This is a genomic window from Bartonella sp. AU55XJBT, assembly GCF_028618525.1.
The window spans coordinates 210,641-224,782 of record NZ_JAQITC010000001.1 but is presented as its reverse complement, the minus strand read 5'-3'; the positions used below and the strand labels follow the sequence as shown (position 1 = coordinate 224,782).

Genomic DNA, 14,142 nt, shown 5'->3' with positions numbered 1-14,142 from the left:
ACAGCCGTTACAGAAAGCTTTTCTATTGCTAGACAGAAACAGATTCTTTTCTTAAGACTCTTTTTTCTTGAGACATTCTGTTACTCTTTGTACTAAACGCTGATCTCAAGAATAAGATCCTTCAAAAAAAGAATGAATAAATGATGATAAAAACCCCCTACTACCTTATAGACAAATCGAAACTCATCAAAAATATGCAAATAATTTCTCAGTTGCGAGAAATGTCAGGAGCAAAAGTTTTGCTTGCTTTGAAATGTTTTGCCACGTGGAGTGTTTTTGATTTAATGTCTGAGTTCATGGATGGAACCACCTCATCATCCCTTTATGAACTGCGTTTAGGAAGAGAAAAATTTGGCAAAGAAACCCATGCCTATTCAGTTGCTTGGGCTGATCACGAGATTGATGAAGCCTGTGGTTATGCAGATAAAATTATCTTTAACTCAATCCAGCAACTTCAACGCTTTTCTGATGCAACAAAAGCCATTCAACGAGGTCTAAGATTAAATCCAGGAATAAGTGCATCCAATTTTGATCTTGCCAATCCATCGCGCCCTTTTAGTCGCTTAGGAGAAACGAGCCAAAGTGCTATTAAAGAAGTTCTACCTCTCATCAACGGCTTGATGATCCATAACAATTGCGAAAATGCTGACTTTAATCTTTTTAATCAAATGCTCGGGTGCATGGAAGAAAAGTTTTCAGAACTTTTTTCTGCCGTAGATTGGATAAGCCTTGGTGGTGGAATTCATTTTACAGCTGAAAATTATCCTCTAGAAGCTTTCGCAGAGCGCCTAAAGCAATTTTCCAAAGCCCATGGTGTCACTCTTTTTCTAGAACCAGGAGAAGCCGCCATCACCAAAAGCACCACTTTAGAAGTCAGTGTTCTTGACACATTATATAATGAAAAGAATCTTGCCATCGTCGATAGCTCAATCGAAGCACATATGCTTGATCTTCTCATTTACCGTGAAAATGCCAAATTAGACCTCAATCAAGGAGAACACGAAATTATGATCTGCGGAAAATCCTGTCTTGCTGGCGATATTTTTGGAACATTTCAGTTTCAAAAACCTCTTAAAATAGGCGACAGACTGTCTTTTCAAGATGCAGCAGGTTATACAATGGTCAAGAAAAATTGGTTTAATGGTGTAACAATGCCTGCTATTGTTCTCAAAGAGTGCGATGGTACATTAACGCTGCAACGCCAATTTAGCTACAATGACTATCGGACAAGCCTTTCATAAAGATAACCATAAAAAACGTCATACAACAGTATTAAAAAGGAGATGAACCTACAATGAAAAAAAACGTTCTCATTATTGGTGCTGGAGGTGTTGCACAAGTTGTTGCACACAAATGTGCTCAAAACAACGATATTCTTGGTGAAATTCATATCGCTTCACGAACACTGAAAAAATGTGAAGCCATCATTGCTTCCATTAAAGAAAAAAACGCAATGAAAGAACAAGGTGTTCTCAAAAGCCATATGCTTAATGCCATGAATGTAGAAGAAACTGTAAAGCTCATCCAAAAGACCAAATGTGAAATTGTCATTAATGTTGGTTCTGCCTTTCTTAATATGTCTGTTCTTTCAGCCTGTATTGAAACCAAATGCGCTTATATCGATACTGCCATACACGAAGATCCTCTTAAAATTTGTGAAACTCCTCCTTGGTATGGCAATTATGAATGGCCACGACGTCAAGAATGTGAACAAGCCGGTATCACCGCTATTTTGGGTGCCGGCTTTGATCCAGGTGTCGTTAATGCTTATGCTGCATTGGCTCATAAATGTTATTTTGATAAAATCACAGATATCGATATTATTGATATTAATGCTGGAAATCATGGGCGTTGGTTTGCTACAAATTTTGATCCAGAAATTAACTTCCGAGAATTTACAGGACAAGTATGGTCATGGCAAAATAAAAAATGGACTTCCAATAAAATGTTTGAAGTCAGCCATGAATGGGATCTTCCCGTTGTCGGAAAACAAAAAGCCTATATGACAGGACATGATGAAATTCATTCACTTTCCAAAAATCTTGATGTCCAAAATGTCCGCTTCTGGATGGGATTTAGTGATCGTTATATCACTGTTTTTACCGTTTTGAAAAATCTTGGTCTCTTATCCGAACAGCCCATTAAAACCGCAGAAGGACAAGAAGTCGTCCCTTTAAAAGTTGTAAAAGCTGTCTTACCTGACCCCTCCTCTCTTGCTCCAGACTACACAGGAAAAACCTGTATCGGAGATCTGATCAAAGGCGAAAAAGATGGAAAACCAAAAGAAATTTTTATCTATAACGTAGCCGATCACAAACAAGCTTTTCATGAAACAGGAGCACAAGGTATTTCCTATACAGCTGGTGTACCAGCAGCCGCAACTGCCCTTCTTATTGCCACAGGCGAATGGGATGTTAAAACGATGGTCAATGTAGAAGAATTACCCCCCCATCCTTTCCTAAAATATCTTGATCATATGGGGCTTTCCACCTTTATAAGAGAACAACAAGAGGATAAAAAATTACAGTTTTAAATTTATCCCTATAGAAAACATAGGTCTGGTTTTTAAAATTATTGCAAAACTGCCCAATGAAAATAAACTGAATATTCTTATGAAATTATGTTTTTTCAAAAATTTTAGCTATTGGTTATATTTTGGCAACATTGGAATTTCTTAAAAACTTGAAAGAAGATCCAGACCATCTTTTTAAGACAGAGCAAGCAACGATTAAAAAGAACTAAGAGGCAAAAACTAACTTAATCATACTGTATGATCTGCTATTGTCCTTAGAGAGTGCCTCAACAAAAGATATAAAAATACCACCTTAAAAGGTGGTATTTTTCAAAATATTTAGCACCCGTTTCATCTTAAAAAAATAAAGACCCTTAACCCGCACCAATCATTAAACAATCTGCTTTCTTTGAAAAAAGACCGCTTGGCTTTCCACTTCATACAGCTCTATAAGAAAACTTTGCTCTAAATATAAATTGTAAGTATAATTTATTGTTGTGCACATTGAATAAGAGCTTCATACTTATAGAATTTTCTCATGACAAATCTATTTATATTGAATTAATCAAAACCATTTTTTCCACATGTCACAAGCGGAAGAGGTCCGTGTAAATAAAAGAGCAAGAAAAGAAAAAATACCTCTTATAAACGCTTTCAAATAACCAAAAATTGTATAATTGAAGGCTCGTAAATATAATTTATGGCACCGACTTATATCTTTTATTAATCATAAAGATAGTGGTGTATAATGGATTTTATATACTTCACGAAGAGCCTTACAGTTATACCCTTCACGAGCACACTATCGCGAAATAGATTTGAGAGCTTTGAGAGATGTTTCCTTAAAAAACAGCACGCAAATAGGCTGAGAATCCTATCCCAAAATTTTATAACAGGGATACCCCCCATAAAAACTAGAGATAGACTAAATACCACCGCTTTAAACGCGTGTGCACAACAAGATAATCAATTAAAACAGCACAACTGAAATTTGAAACTGTAATTATTGAGAAGCACACAACAAATTAAGTGGAACACCTCATACGATTGTTTTTCTCTCTCAAATGTTGTTGCATGCTTCACAAATATTTACTGTCCTCTTTGACCTTTTAAAATGTACTTTTGAAAAGCTTTTTAAATATGAAGCGGTTTAGCAAATGTTGCTAAAGCTGCTTCACGGACTGCTTCTGATAAGGTAGGATGCGCATGACAACAGCGGCCTAGATCTTCTGATGAACCACCAAATTCCATTAAAACTGCAATTTCGTGGATCATTTCACCAGCACCAAATCCAAGAATATGCCCCCCCAAAACCCGATCTGTTTTTTTATCAGCAAGGATTTTAACAAACCCATCACTCTTCTGCATCGCGCGTGCACGACCATTAGCCATAAAAGGAAATTTTCCAACATTATATTCAATACCGGCTGCTTTCAGTTCTTCTTCTGTCTTTCCTACACTCGCAATTTCCGGCTGTGTATAAACGACACTAGGAATAACATCAAAGTTAACATGCCCTTTTTGACCTGCCAAAATTTCTGCCACCGCGACGCCTTCTTCCTCTGCTTTATGCGCTAGCATTGGCCCTTTTACGACATCACCAATCGCATAAATTCCTGGAATATTCGTCTGCCAATGGGCATCAATTCCAATAAATCCGCGTTCATCTAACTGAACACCAACCTCTCTCAAGCCAAGCCCCTCCGTATACGGAGAACGCCCAGTCGCAATAAGCACAACATCAGCCTCTAAGGTTTCAGATTCACCACCTTTAACAGATTCAAAACTCACCTGAGCCGTTGAGCCAGATTGTGTAATGGCTGTTACCTTTGCACCCGTTTTATATTCAATCCCCTGTTTTTCCATTAACTTTTGAAATTGACGTGAGACTTCACCATCCATTGAGCCCAAAACTTTATTAAGATACTCAATAATGGTCACTTTAGCCCCTAAACGGCTCCAAACTGACCCAAGTTCTGAACCAATGACACCAGCACCAACCACAATCATACGCGCTGGTACTTTTTCAAGTGAAAGAGCTCCCGTCGAAGAAACAATCGTCTTTTCATCAATTTCAACATTCACCCCTGGAATGCTTGAACTCTCTGAACCCGTAGCAATAATAATATTTTTTGTTTCAATCGTTTGTTTATGACCATCTCTAGCAACAACTTCCACATGACCCGCACCCAAAATTTTAGCTGTTCCAAAAAAAGTATCAACTTTATTTTTTTTCATCAAAAAAGAAACACCGCTTGTATTAGCTGTCACCACGGCTTTCTTATGAACCATCATCTGTTCAAGGTTAAGTTTAGATTTACCAATAGAAATCCCAAGCGTTTCAAAACCATGCTGGGTTTCAGCAAACACTTCTGAAGCGTGCAATAACGCTTTAGAAGGTATACAACCAACATTGAGACATGTTCCCCCTAATGTTGTACGTTTTTCAATAATAGCTACTTTAAGCCCTAGTTGTGCCGCCTTTATTGCTGCTACATAACCACCTGGACCCGCTCCGATCACAGCCACATCATAAGACATCCGTTTCTCCTTTCATCCTGAAAACTGTATTTTACAAATCAAGAACAAGGCGTTCCGGATCTTCTAAGCTTTCCTTAACACGCACAAGGAAAGTTACAGCTTCTTGCCCATCCACAATACGGTGATCATAAGAAAGCGCTAAATACATCATGGGGCGGATGACAACTTGGCCTTCGACAACCATTGCACGTTCTTTAATCGCATGCATTCCCAAAATACCAGATTGTGGTGCATTCAAAATCGGTGTTGACATCAACGATCCATACACACCACCATTAGTAATGGTAAAAGTTCCACCTTGCATATCAGAAACGGCTAATTTCCCATCACGCGCAAGACGTCCCAAACGGCCAATCTCCTTTTCAATTTCTGCCAATGACATTTGATCTGCATCACGCACCACTGGAACGACAAGCCCTTTATCCGTTCCAACAGCAATTCCAACATTGACATAGTTTTTGTAAACAATATCTGTTCCATCAATTTCGGCATTAACAGCAGGAAGTTCTTTTAATGCATGACAAACAGCTTTGGTAAAAAATCCCATAAAACCAAGTTTAACGCCATGTTTCTTTTCAAAAAGATCTTTATAACGCTTGCGCAAATCCATCACCGCCGACATATCAACCTCATTAAATGTGGTTAACATTGCTGCTACATTTTGCGCATCTTTAAGACGACGAGCAATTGTTTGACGCAATTTCGTCATACGAACCCGCTCTTCACGTGTCTCTGGAACAGGAATCACTGAAGAACCTGTTGCAGAAGAAGAAGGTGTAGGCGTTTTTGTTCTTTGTTCTAATCCACCAAGAACATCTTCTTTAAGAATTTGTCCACGTTTTCCAGAACCTACAATATCACTTTTTGCTATATTATTTTCAACCATCAATTTTGTTGCTGAAGGTGAAGGAGGCATAGTACTGCTTGAAGCCAGTTTTTCCGATTCAGATGAAGCTACTGGAACAGATGTCGCAGAAGGTGAAAATGATTGGGTAACACCAGCTTCGCCAGCTTCCACCGCTCCTAAAAGAGCATTCACTTCAACCGTATCGCCTTCCTTGGCGATGATTTCAGATAATTTCCCAGCAACAGGAGAAGGAACTTCAACGGTTACCTTATCAGTTTCTAATTCAACCAAAGGCTCATCCATAGCGACAGCTTCGCCAAGTTTTTTAAACCATTTGCCAACCGTTGCTTCAGTAACCGATTCGCCCAAAGTAGGAACACGGATTTCAGTAGTCATAATATTTTTCCATACATCAGAGTAGTAACAAATTAAGAACCTAACGCGTCTTTAAGAAACGCAGCCAGTTGTTCAAGGTGTTTCACCATTAACCCAGAGGCCGGTGACGCACTCGCCGGACGTCCTGCATAACGAGCACGTGAATATTGCGCATTAATATGCGTCAAAACCCATTCCAAATAAGGCTCAATAAATGACCAAGCCCCCATGTTTTTTGGCTCTTCTTGGCACCAAAAAACTTCTGCCTGCAAAAAGCGCGATAACACATTCACCAAAACTTTTGCAGGGAAAGGATACAACTGTTCAACACGAAGAAGATAAACATCATCGATACCCTTTTTTTCACGTTCTTCATAAAGGTCGTAATAAACCTTTCCTGTACAAAGAACGACACGGCGAATTTTATTATCTTTCTGCAACTTCACGACAGAATCCTTGAGACATTCTGCATCATCAAGCAATACACGACAGAAACTCGTTTCTGGTCCCATTTCATTGAGAAGAGAAACAGCCCGCTTATGACGCAAAAGCGATTTAGGTGTCATTAGAATTAATGGCTTACGAAAATCACGCTTAATTTGTCGACGCAAAATATGAAAATAATTTGCAGGGGTTGTACAATTAGCAACCTGCATATTATCTTCCGCACAAAGCTGAAGAAACCGCTCTAAACGTGCAGAAGAATGCTCTGGTCCTTGTCCTTCAAAACCATGAGGCAATAAGCACACAAGACCAGACATACGAAGCCATTTACGCTCTGCAGATGAAATAAATTGATCAAAAATAACCTGTGCACCATTAGAGAAGTCACCAAATTGTGCTTCCCAAAGTATTAATCTTCGTGGTTCAGCAAGAGAATATCCATATTCAAAACCAAGAACAGCTTCTTCAGAAAGCATAGAATTAACAACTTCATAAAGCGCTTGCCCCTTTTGTAAATGATTCAAAGGAATATAACGCGCTTCATTTTCTTGGTCATAAAGAACTGAATGACGTTGTGAAAAAGTCCCCCTTTCAACATCTTCACCGGAAAGACGAACCGGCGCTCCTTCTAAACAAAGTGAACCAAAAGCGAGAGCCTCAGCGGTTGCCCAGTCAACGCTCTCACCAGTTTCAAAAATTTTAGCACGATTGTTTAAAAAACGCTGTATCGTTTTATGAACATGAAAATTTTCTGGAACTTCGACAAGTTTCTGACCAATTTCCTTTAAAGTCTTTAATTCAACACCCGTTGTTCTAGAATTTTGCTCATCAGCATTACTAAAAGCTTTGAGTCCCGTCCAGCTTCCATCAAGCCAATCAGCCTTATTAGGTTTATAAGAAGCACTTGCTTCAAACTCACCCTCAAGTTTATCGCGCCATAATTTTTTTTGTTGCTCAATCTCTTCTGAAGAAATTACTCCTTCTGCGATCAATTGATCACTATAAAGCTGAAGAGTTGTTTTATGATTACGAATTGCCTTATACATAAGTGGCTGCGTAAAGGAAGGTTCATCGCCCTCATTATGTCCATAACGGCGATAACAAAACATGTCGATGACCACCGGTTTATGGAAAATTTGACGAAACTCCATTGCTATTTTAGCAACAAAAACAACCGCTTCAGGATCATCACCATTCACATGGAAAATGGGAGCATCAATCATTTTTGCAACATCAGATGGATAAGGGGAAGAACGTGAAAAACGTGGCGCCGTTGTAAAACCAATCTGATTATTGATAATCACATGTAGTGAGCCTGCAACACGATAACCTTTAAGACCAGAAAGACCAAAAGTTTCTTGGATAACGCCTTGTCCTGCAAAAGCAGCATCACCATGAATAAGCAATGGCAATACTTTTGAACGCTCACTTAATGGGAGTGAATCAGTGTGCGTAGGCCCCACAAGTTGATCTTGTTTAGCACGTGCTTTTCCCATAACAACCGGATCAACAATCTCAAGATGAGAAGGATTAGCCACAAGCGATAAATGCACTTTATTTCCATCAAAGTCCAAATCAGCTGTCGTTCCTAAATGATATTTAACATCACCTGATCCCTCTACATCATCTGGCTTATAAGATCCCCCTTTGAATTCATGAAAGATGGCTCTATGCGGCTTAGCGAGAACTTGTGAAAGAACATTTAAACGACCACGATGAGCCATTCCTAAAATAACTTCCTGAACGCCTAAAGCACTACCGCATTTAATGATCTGTTCAAGGGCAGGAATCAGCGCCTCACCACCATCAAGTCCAAAACGTTTTGTCCCTTTATATTTCGTGTCTAAAAACTGTTCGAATCCTTCCGCTTCAATAAGCTTATTCAGGATAGCTTTCTTGTTTTGCTGTGTGAAAACAATTTTTTTATCTCGCCCTTCAATACGCTCTTGAAGCCATGCTTTCTGGACGGGATCAGAAACATGCATATACTCCACACCGATTGTTGAACAATAGGTACGATTGAGAATTTCAAGCATTTGCGGAATAGTTGCATATTCCAACCCTAAAACATTATCAATAAAAATTGGACGTTCATAATCAGCAGGAGTAAAACCATAAGCTTCCGGAGAAAGTTCTTTATAATCTTCTAGCTTTTCTGCCAATTGAAGAGGATCAAGCTTTGCCCGAAGATGCCCCCGAGCTCGAAACGCACGAATCATCATAATGGCATGAACAGAATCACGTGTTGCGCGAATAATATCTTGTTCACTGGAAGTTTTTCCCTTTTGAGCACCCCCTGTTGCTGCTTTTTCTTTTAATTTATCACCAAGATATTTTTCAAGAGAAGACCAATCACCATCAAGAGCAGAAACCAACTCACCATCTGGCTTTAATGGCCAATTATCACGCTGCCACGTTGCTCCTTCAGCATTTTTGAGAACATCTTCTTTGTTATCATGAAGGCCTTCAAAAAAAGCACGCCACTGTGAATCAACACTGGTGGGATCTTTTTCATACTGAGCATAAAGTTGATCTATATAATCCGCATTCCCACCATAAAGAAATGACGTCTGTGCAAAAAGACTATTTATCTCGTCCTGCCTTGCCATATACCTCTCCGGAACATCTATTCCGTCTCCTTATATCTCTTTTCGACCCTTAAACGCTCACAAAGCAGATGAGGAATCGAACATTCAAAAAAGTTTTACCTTTTTATACTCAAGTTTCTTTCACCTGAATTAAGAAAATTTTCTTAATTCAGGTGAAATTTTCTTTTAGCCTTTCAAAACTGACATCAAAGTCTTACCTATCTGTGATGGCGAAGGGGATACACGAATTCCTGCTGATTCCATTGCTGCAATTTTATCTTCTGCTCCACCTTTACCACCAGAAATAACAGCACCAGCATGCCCCATTGTACGTCCTGGAGGAGCCGTACGACCAGCAATAAAGCCAACAACTGGCTTTTTACGACCTTTTCTTGCTTCATCTTGCAAAAACTGTGCTGCTTCCTCTTCAGCAGATCCCCCAATCTCACCAATCATAACAATAGATTGGGTTTCATCATCCGCTAAAAACATTTCCAACACATCAATAAATTCAGTCCCCTTAACAGGATCACCCCCAATTCCTATAGCGGTTGTTTGTCCAAGACCTTCCTGACTCGTTTGAAAAACAGCTTCATAAGTTAAAGTTCCCGACCGTGAAACAACCCCCACAGAGCCTTTTCTGAAAATAGAACCAGGCATAATACCAATTTTACATTCGTTTGGCGTGAGAATACCAGGACAATTAGGACCAATAAGACGAGATTTTGAATTTTCTAATCGTGCCTTTACCTTAACCATATCCATAACGGGAATACCTTCCGTAATACAGATAATTAAACGAACTTCAGCTTCAATCGCTTCTATAATAGCTGCCGCTGCTCCTGCAGGAGGAACATAAATAACGGAAGCATCCGCGCCTGTTTTTTCTTTTGCTTCTGCAACACTAGAAAAGATAGGAAGAGTTTCACCTTTTGAACCTTCCCATGTTTCTCCACCCTTTTTAGGATTAACACCACCAACCATCTGCGTGCCATGATAAGCAAGCGCCTGTTCTGTATGAAATGTTCCTGTTTTTCCCGTAAGCCCTTGAACAAGAACTTTCGTCTCTTTATTCACAAGAATCGACATAACTTAAGCTCCCTTCACGGCTGCAACAATTTTTTGAGCAGCATCATCTAAATCATCAGCGGGAATAACATTCAAACCACTGTCCTTGATAATTGCTTTACCCTGCTCAACATTCGTACCTTCAAGACGAACAACCAAGGGAACCTTTAAACCAACTTCACGCACAGCAGCAACCACACCTTCAGCAATAACATCACAACGCATAATACCACCAAAAATGTTAACCAAAATGCCCTTAACATTTGGATCAGCTGTAATAATCTTAAAAGCAGCAGTCACCTTTTCTTTTGATGCGCCACCACCAACATCCAAAAAATTTGCCGGTTCAGCTCCATAAAGCTTAATGATATCCATGGTTGCCATAGCAAGACCCGCACCATTGACCATACAACCAATTGTACCCTCAAGAGCAACATAAGCAAGATCATGCTTTGAAGCTTCGATTTCTTTTGAATCTTCTTCTGAAAGATCGCGCAACTCTAAAATATCTTGATGACGAAACAAAGCATTATTATCAAAAGAAACTTTCGCATCAAGGACGCGCAAGTGACCATCTTTCATCACAATAAGCGGATTGATTTCTAAAAGACTCATATCTTTTTCACAAAATGCCTTATAGAGAATTGGAAAAAGCTTTTCACCATCTTCCCGTGCACTATCGCGCAATCCTAACGCATCACAAAGTCTTGCACAATCAGCAGAGGTAACACCTTGCGTAGCATCAATGGGCAGTGTGAAGATTTTTTCTGGTGTCTCTTCAGCAACCGTTTCAATATCCATGCCACCTTCTGTTGAAACAACAAAAGCAATCCGACCAACACTACGATCAACCAAAAGTGAAAGATAAAGTTCGCGCTCAATATCAGCACCATCTTCAATATAAAGACGATTGACCTGTTTACCCTCTGGACCAGTTTGTTTGGTTACCAAAGTTTTTCCAAGCATTTCTTGAACATTTGCAACAACTTCTTCAACAGATTGTGCAAGCCGAACACCACCCTTTGCATCAGGACCAAGTTCTTTAAACTTACCCTTACCACGACCACCAGCGTGTATCTGACTTTTAACCACATAAAGAGGTCCGGGCAATTTTTTTGCCCATTTTTCAGCTTGCTCTACAGAATAAACAGCAACACCATTTGCAATGGGAGCTCCATATTCATGAAGCAGACGTTTGGCCTGATACTCGTGGATATTCATGCATTAGTCCCTTTCTTTTATGGATTATTATTAATACTAAAGTTCTAATATTCTAAAATACTTTATTTTAATGAACGAAAGCTTGTTTTATTTACTTGAGACTAGGCACAAGAGCAATACAAGCTTCACAAAGCTTTTTAACCGCATTGACGGAATAATCAAAAGCATCTCTTTCCTCTTTATCAAGATCAATTTCAATGACCCTTTCAACACCACCCGCACCAAGTACAACGGGAACACCAACGTAGGTATCATTAACCCCATATTCCCCTGAAAGATAGGCTGCAACAGGCACAACACGCTTAGTATCTTTTAAATAGGCTTCAGCCATAGAAACAGCAGAAGCAGCTGGTGCATAATAAGCAGAACCTGTTTTTAACAAACTAACAATTTCTGCACCACCATCACGAGTACGTTGAATAATTTGATCAATTCTTTCCTCTGTTGTCCAACCCATTTTAACAAGATCAGGCAAAGAAATACCACCAACTGTTGAATAACGCACCAAGGGCACCATTGAATCACCATGCCCACCTAAAACAAATGCTGTCACATCTTTAACAGAGACTTTAAATTCTTCAGATAAAAAATAACGAAAACGCGCTGAATCCAGAATACCAGCCATACCCACCACTTTATGCACCGGAAGACCTGAAAATTTCTGTAATGCCCATACCATTGCATCAAGAGGATTTGTGATACAAATAATAAAAGCTGAAGGTGCATACTTTTTAATCCCAGCACCAACTTGTTCCATGACTTTTAAATTAATACCCAAAAGATCGTCACGGCTCATGCCAGGTTTCCGTGCCACCCCTGCTGTTACAATAACAACATCAGACCCTTCAATTGCTTCATAAGCATTTGCACCTTTTAAATTGACATCAAAACCATCAACGGGAGAAGATGCAGCAATATCAAGAGCTTTACCCTGTGGCATACCTTCCGAAATATCAAATAAGACCACATCACCAAGCTCTTTCAACCCAATAATATGTGCTAAGGTACCACCAATCATACCTGAACCAACGAGAGCTATTTTTTTTCGTGCCATTTTATTTTTTCCTAACTTTCAGATAATTCAGCGCACACTCATCAGCGCCCATAAACTGAATATTTTTGACTTCAATCATTTTTAAATAATATCATAAAAAGGAGTAAATAAATGAAATTTACAAATTTCTCTCCTTACAAAAACAACAACCCTCCGCAGAAACAATTATTAGAAAATTATCATGATGTATCGATAAAGTGAATTTAAAAAAAATACAACAGAATTATTACATTTCTTTAATTTCAAAGAGTTATTGTTTTTACAGTTTACGTAAAGGTAAAAGTATAATCAACGCTTCTTCTTCAAAAGAAAATGTTCTTCCCAAAACTTCAAATAATCGTAGCTTTGCATTTCAAAAAGACGTGACTGTGTTCTTTGGAATTCAAATGTTTCCGTGGTCTGAGCATGCCCCTTATACAAATCCTCCACCCCTGCTGCTGCCGACATAAATAACCGGATGTGGCGCTCATAAAGAATATCTATAAGCAAAATAAACCGTTTTGTTTCATTGCGACATGTATCATCCATGATCGGTACATTATCAATAAAAATCGTATGATAACGCTCCCCTAATACCAAATACTCAGCTGCGGCCAAAGGTTTTGCACACAAGTCTCGATAATCAAAGCGCACACAACCCGCAGCAAAACGCGGAATAGGAATAAGGCGCCCTCTTATAGAAAGCTCATCAGACCTTTCTTTATGTCCTTGCAACACATGTGCCCATGCTTGATCCATACATTCATCTGCTTTTTTCCCTAATGGTGTTACATACACAGACTTTAGAGTTGATTTTTCAAGACGATAATCTGTTTTTGCATCAAGATTAACAACACGAACATATGCTTTCAAAACTTCAATAAAAGGCAAAAAGAGTTCACGATTTAAACCGTTATAGTAAAGGTTATTCGGCGCCACATTTGAAGTCGCAATAAAGAAAACTTCTTTATCAAACAAAGCAGAAATAAGCCGCCCCAACACCATAGCATCAGCAATATCTGTTACACTAAATTCATCAAAACAAAGCACCTTTGCTTCTCGTGCAAGATCTTCAGCAACAGCTAAAATAGGATTATCTTGTTTAGATTTTGCACGCCCAGATGCTTGACGATAAACATTAATACGCTCATGCACATCAGCCATAAAATCATTAAAATGAGCGCGTTTTTTATGGCTCTTCGGCAAACAAGAAAAGAACAAATCCATCAGCATGGTTTTGCCTCGTCCTACTTCACCATAAATATATAATCCCTGAAAAGAACTATTTTCATTCCCTTGTTTTACAACACGAGCAAAATTTTGTTTTTTCCTTTTAAATATTTTTTTAAAAAAAGACCAAAATATCCAAGACCAAGGACGAGAAGCATTTTGTTCCGAAATTTTTTTTAATAAATGATCAAAATGCTCTGTTACAGCCAACTGAGCTGGATCAAAACGGACTTCCCCTTTAGAAACCAGCTCCTTATAGCGCGTTGAAACGAGAACCATCTAA

At 38.9% G+C, this 14,142-nt stretch carries 9 protein-coding genes; 2 read left to right on the top strand and 7 right to left on the bottom strand.

Annotated features, from left to right (window positions below):
* Nucleotides 1–143: 143 nt before the first annotated feature.
* Nucleotides 144–1,241: a carboxynorspermidine decarboxylase gene (locus tag PVV70_RS00825; protein ID WP_273757603.1), complete on the top strand. Its 1,098-nt coding sequence runs from the start codon at nucleotides 144–146 to the stop codon at nucleotides 1,239–1,241.
* 53 nt (nucleotides 1,242–1,294) lie between these two features.
* Nucleotides 1,295–2,533, top strand: coding sequence for a saccharopine dehydrogenase family protein (locus PVV70_RS00820; protein WP_273757524.1), 1,239 nt, complete (start codon nucleotides 1,295–1,297; stop codon nucleotides 2,531–2,533).
* Between the two features lie 1,113 nt (nucleotides 2,534–3,646).
* On the opposite strand, the gene lpdA is transcribed toward PVV70_RS00820, so the two are convergent.
* The 7 genes from lpdA to zapE form a co-directional block, all read right to left on the bottom strand.
* A complete protein-coding gene (gene lpdA, locus PVV70_RS00815; RefSeq protein WP_273757523.1) occupies nucleotides 3,647–5,053 on the bottom strand; it encodes a dihydrolipoyl dehydrogenase in 1,407 nt (468 codons plus the stop codon).
* Nucleotides 5,054–5,084: 31 nt separating this feature from the next.
* The gene (gene odhB, locus PVV70_RS00810; protein ID WP_273757522.1) at nucleotides 5,085–6,296 is read right to left on the bottom strand and encodes a 2-oxoglutarate dehydrogenase complex dihydrolipoyllysine-residue succinyltransferase; all 1,212 of its coding nucleotides are present in this window, start codon (nucleotides 6,294–6,296) and stop codon (nucleotides 5,085–5,087) included.
* Between the two features lie 32 nt (nucleotides 6,297–6,328).
* The gene (locus PVV70_RS00805; RefSeq protein WP_273757521.1) at nucleotides 6,329–9,328 is read right to left on the bottom strand and encodes a 2-oxoglutarate dehydrogenase E1 component; all 3,000 of its coding nucleotides are present in this window, start codon (nucleotides 9,326–9,328) and stop codon (nucleotides 6,329–6,331) included.
* Nucleotides 9,329–9,493: 165 nt separating this feature from the next.
* Entirely contained in the window at nucleotides 9,494–10,396 is a 903-nt protein-coding gene (sucD, locus tag PVV70_RS00800) for a succinate--CoA ligase subunit alpha (RefSeq protein WP_273757520.1), read from the bottom strand.
* A gap of 3 nt (nucleotides 10,397–10,399) precedes the next feature.
* Nucleotides 10,400–11,596 carry an ADP-forming succinate--CoA ligase subunit beta gene (sucC, locus tag PVV70_RS00795; RefSeq protein ID WP_273757519.1) on the bottom strand — a complete coding sequence of 399 codons (1,197 nt, stop codon included), beginning with the start codon at nucleotides 11,594–11,596 and terminating at the stop codon, nucleotides 10,400–10,402.
* A gap of 91 nt (nucleotides 11,597–11,687) precedes the next feature.
* Nucleotides 11,688–12,650, bottom strand: a complete 963-nt coding sequence (mdh, locus tag PVV70_RS00790) for a malate dehydrogenase (RefSeq protein WP_273717401.1) — start codon at nucleotides 12,648–12,650, stop codon at nucleotides 11,688–11,690.
* Nucleotides 12,651–12,938: 288 nt separating this feature from the next.
* The gene (gene zapE, locus PVV70_RS00785) at nucleotides 12,939–14,138 is read right to left on the bottom strand and encodes a cell division protein ZapE (RefSeq protein ID WP_273757517.1); all 1,200 of its coding nucleotides are present in this window, start codon (nucleotides 14,136–14,138) and stop codon (nucleotides 12,939–12,941) included.
* Between the last annotated feature and the right edge of the window lie 4 nt (nucleotides 14,139–14,142).

What these genes read in the sequence shown, in the direction of transcription:
- mdh (WP_273717401.1), bottom strand. Translation starts at nt 12,650, where the DNA reads ATGGCACGAAAAAAAATAGCTCTCGTTGGTTCAGGTATGATTGGTGGT.
- sucC (WP_273757519.1), bottom strand. Translation starts at nt 11,596, where the DNA reads ATGAATATCCACGAGTATCAGGCCAAACGTCTGCTTCATGAATATGGA.
- lpdA (WP_273757523.1), bottom strand. Translation starts at nt 5,053, where the DNA reads ATGTCTTATGATGTGGCTGTGATCGGAGCGGGTCCAGGTGGTTATGTA.
- PVV70_RS00825 (WP_273757603.1), top strand. Translation starts at nt 144, where the DNA reads ATGATAAAAACCCCCTACTACCTTATAGACAAATCGAAACTCATCAAA.
- zapE (WP_273757517.1), bottom strand. Translation starts at nt 14,138, where the DNA reads ATGGTTCTCGTTTCAACGCGCTATAAGGAGCTGGTTTCTAAAGGGGAA.
- sucD (WP_273757520.1), bottom strand. Translation starts at nt 10,396, where the DNA reads ATGTCGATTCTTGTGAATAAAGAGACGAAAGTTCTTGTTCAAGGGCTT.
- PVV70_RS00820 (WP_273757524.1), top strand. Translation starts at nt 1,295, where the DNA reads ATGAAAAAAAACGTTCTCATTATTGGTGCTGGAGGTGTTGCACAAGTT.
- PVV70_RS00805 (WP_273757521.1), bottom strand. Translation starts at nt 9,328, where the DNA reads ATGGCAAGGCAGGACGAGATAAATAGTCTTTTTGCACAGACGTCATTT.
- odhB (WP_273757522.1), bottom strand. Translation starts at nt 6,296, where the DNA reads ATGACTACTGAAATCCGTGTTCCTACTTTGGGCGAATCGGTTACTGAA.